Source organism: Allobosea sp. CER48, assembly GCF_044752385.1.
Taxonomy (GTDB): domain Bacteria; phylum Pseudomonadota; class Alphaproteobacteria; order Rhizobiales; family Beijerinckiaceae; genus Allobosea.
In genome coordinates, this window is the sequence record NZ_JBIWYK010000347.1 from 1 (window position 1) to 3,471 (window position 3,471).

Genomic DNA, 3,471 nt, shown 5'->3' on the forward strand with positions numbered 1-3,471 from the left:
CGGCTTGTGGGCTTGGTGCAGGCTCTGCGCGACCTGGGCGTTGGTGATCTGGCCGCGGTGGATGTTGAGCCCCGCTGCGAGATGCGGATCGTTGCGGATCGCATCCAGGCCTCCGGCCGCCAGCGCCAGGCCGAAGGGGAGGGTTGCATTGTTCAGCGCGTAGCTCGACGTCAACGGTACGGCGCCGGGCATGTTGGCGACGCAGTAATGGATCACGCCGTCGATCTCGAAGGTCGGGTTCGCATGTGTCGTCGGGTGGGAGGTTTCGAAGCAGCCGCCCTGGTCGATCGCGACATCGACGAGGACCGCGCCGCGCTTCATTCGGGAGAGCTGGGAGCGCGATACCAGCCGCGGCGCAGCCGCGCCGGGGATGAGCACCGCCCCGATCACGACATCCGCGGCGAGGACTTCTTCCTCGATCGCGTGGAGGGTGGAGAAGCGCGTGCGTGCCCTGCCTCCGAAATGCTCGTCGAGCTGCCTCAGCCTCGGCAAGGAGCGGTCCAGAATCACGACATCGCCGCCCAGGCCGGCGGCCATGCGGGCCGCGTGCGTGCCGACGACGCCGCCACCGATGATCGCAATGCGGGCGGGAGGCACCCCCGGCACACCGCCGATCAGCACGCCTCGGCCACCTGCATGCCGCTGCAGGCAAGCTCCCGCGGCCTCGATCGACAGGCGGCCCGCCACTTCGCTCATGGGGGCAAGCAACGGCAAGCCGCCGGCCTTGTCGGTCACGGTTTCATAGGCAACCGCGGTTACGCCGGACTTCAGGAGCCCGGCGGTCTGCTCCGGATCGGGAGCGAGGTGCAGATAGGTGAACAGGATCTGCCCCTCGCGGAGCTGCACCCATTCCGAGGGTTGCGGCTCCTTGACCTTCACGATCAGCTCGGCCCTGGAGAAGACGTCCGCGGCGCTCGGAACGATCGTGGCGCCGGCGGCCTCGTAAGCGCTGTCGGGAGCGGAAATGCCGGCACCGGCCGCCGTCTCGACAAGGACTTCATGGCCCGCGGCAGCGTACTCGCGCACAGCTTCCGGAGTCAGGCCGACCCGGTACTCGTGAACCTTGATTTCCTTGGGCACACCGACGCGCATTGCTTCCTCCTCGTTATGGTTGGAGCCGGCGATCCCGCGCCGGTGCCGGCACGGGATCAAGCCCCCTTGTGAATGGCTCTCCAGATGGCCTGCGGCGTCGCCGGCATGTCGATGTGGCTGATGCCATGGGGCGCGAGGGCGTCGACGATCGCGTTCATCACCGAAGGCAGGGAGCCGGCGCATCCAGCTTCGCCGCAGCCCTTGGCGCCGACGGGATTGGTCCGGGTCGGCACGCCCTGGCTGACGAAGGAGAAGAAGGGCACGTCGGACGCGCGCGGCATCGCATAGTCCATGTAGGAGCCGGTCATCAGCTGCCCGGCTTCGTCATAGGACGTCATCTCGCAGATCGCCTGGCCGATGCCCTGCACCACCCCGCCATGGAGCTGCCCCTCGACGATCATCGGATTCACCAGCACCCCGAAGTCGTTGACCATAACATAGCTTGCGATCTCGACATGCCCGGTGTCCGGGTCGATCTCGACCTCGGCGATATGGCAACCGTTGGGATAGGCCGACGGCGCAGCCTTGAAGACGTGATCGACGTCGAGCGTCTGCGGCAGGTCGTCGGGCAGCGGCGCTTCCCCCTGCAGTTTCCGTGCGAGTTCCATGATGCCGATCGAGCGATCGGTCCCCGCGATGCCGAAGCGGCCATTGGCGAATTCGATGTCGGCGACGCCCGCTTCCAGAAAGTGCGCCGTCAGCAGCCGGCCCTTTTCGATGACACGTTCGCTCGCCTCGATGATCGCCGAGCCGCTCGCCATGATCGATTTCGAGCCGCCGGTGCCGCCACCGGCGATCAGGCGGTCGCTGTCGCCCTGTACGAGACGGATCGCTTCGAAGGGCACGCCGAGTTGGCTTGTCAGGACCTGGGCGAAGGGCGTCCAGTGTCCCTGCCCGTAGTCGAGCGTCCCGGTGACGATGGTGACGGTTCCGTCCGGTTCGAAATGGATGCCTCCCATCTCGTTGCTCGGAGGGGCGGTGACCTCGAGATAGCAGCCGATCCCGCGTCCGCGGAGCTTTCCGGCCTTGCGGCTTGCGCGTTCGCGGGGCCGGTAACCCTTCCAGTCGGCCGCCTCCAGCGCCCGGGCGAAGAGGGCCGGGAAGTCGCCGCTGTCGTAGACCGTGCCGATCGGGGTTTTCCAGGGCAGTTGCCCGGGCCCGATCAGGTTGCGCTGCCTGAGAACGGCCCTGTCTATCCCCATCTCCCGCGCGGCTGTATCGATGAGCCGCTCCATGAAGTAATTGCCCTCGGGGCGCCCGGCGCCGCGATAGGCCGCGATCGGCACCGTGTTGGTCACGGCGCAGCGCGTCTGCACCTCGACCAGCGGGGTGCGATACATGCCGACGCTGTTCTTGCCGATGTTCAGCGTCGCCATCATCGGGCCGGGTGGCGAGAGATAGCCGCCCATGTTGCCGAAGCCGGTGAAGCGCGTTGCGAGGAAGCGCCCGCGTGAATCGAGGGCGAGCTCAGCCTCGAACACCATGTCGCGGCCATGATGGTCGGACACGAAGCTTTCGGAGCGCTGGTCGGCCCATTTGACCGGCTTCTTGAGCAGCCGTGCCGCATGGAGCAGCACGACATATTCCGGGAATACGGCCGACTTCATGCCGAAGGAGCCGCCGACATGGCCGGTCACCAGGCGCATCCGGTCCTGCGGCACGCCCATCGCCGCCGCCAGATTGTTGCGCATGCCGAACGCGCCCTGGCTCGGGGCGTGGAGCGTGTAGCGCTTTGCCTTGCGATCATAGGCGCCGATTGCCGCGCGAGGCTCGATCGGATTCACGATGATGCGGTTGTTGACGATCCGCACCCTGGTGACGTGGGCTGCCCCGGCAAAGGCTGCGGCGACCTTCCCGGCATCGCCGAAATGATAATCGAGGATGAGATTGCCGGGGACGTCGTCGAAGAGCTGCGGCGCGCCGGGGGCGAGGGCCGCCTCGGCCGAGGTGACGGCCGGCAGGATGTCGATGTCGAGCGTGACCGCCTCCGCGGCATCGCGCGCCTGCTGTGCCGTGCGGGCGACGACCATGGCGACGGGATCGCCGACGAAGCGCACCTTGTCTGCGGTCAGCGCCTGCCGGACCGGCTTCCTCATCGCGGTCCCGTCGCGGTTCGGCAGGTCGACGACGCATTTCAGCGCGCCGTAGCCCTGACCTTCGAGGTCTTCGGCCGTGTAGACCGCGACGACGCCTTTCATCGCTTTCGCGGCGGCGGTGTCGACGCCGCGAATGATGCCATGCGCATGGGGGCTGCGCACGAAGGCGGCATGGAGCTGGCCTTCCAGCGACAGGTCGTCGGTATAGCGGCCCTCGCCGCGAACGAGCGTCGCATCCTCCTTGCGCGGGAGCGATTGGCCAATTCCGGGACGGCTGGTGGCC

The 3,471-nt window shown here is 67.4% G+C and carries 2 protein-coding genes; both read right to left on the bottom strand.

The genetic code is table 11. The features are described from left to right. A partial coding sequence (ald, locus tag ACIPIA_RS12520; RefSeq protein ID WP_400509986.1) for an alanine dehydrogenase occupies window positions 1-1,092 on the bottom strand: 1,092 nt, incomplete at its 3' end. Window positions 1,093-1,148: 56 nt separating this feature from the next. Further along, a partial coding sequence (locus ACIPIA_RS12525; protein WP_400509989.1) for a xanthine dehydrogenase family protein molybdopterin-binding subunit occupies window positions 1,149-3,471 on the bottom strand: 2,323 nt, incomplete at its 5' end.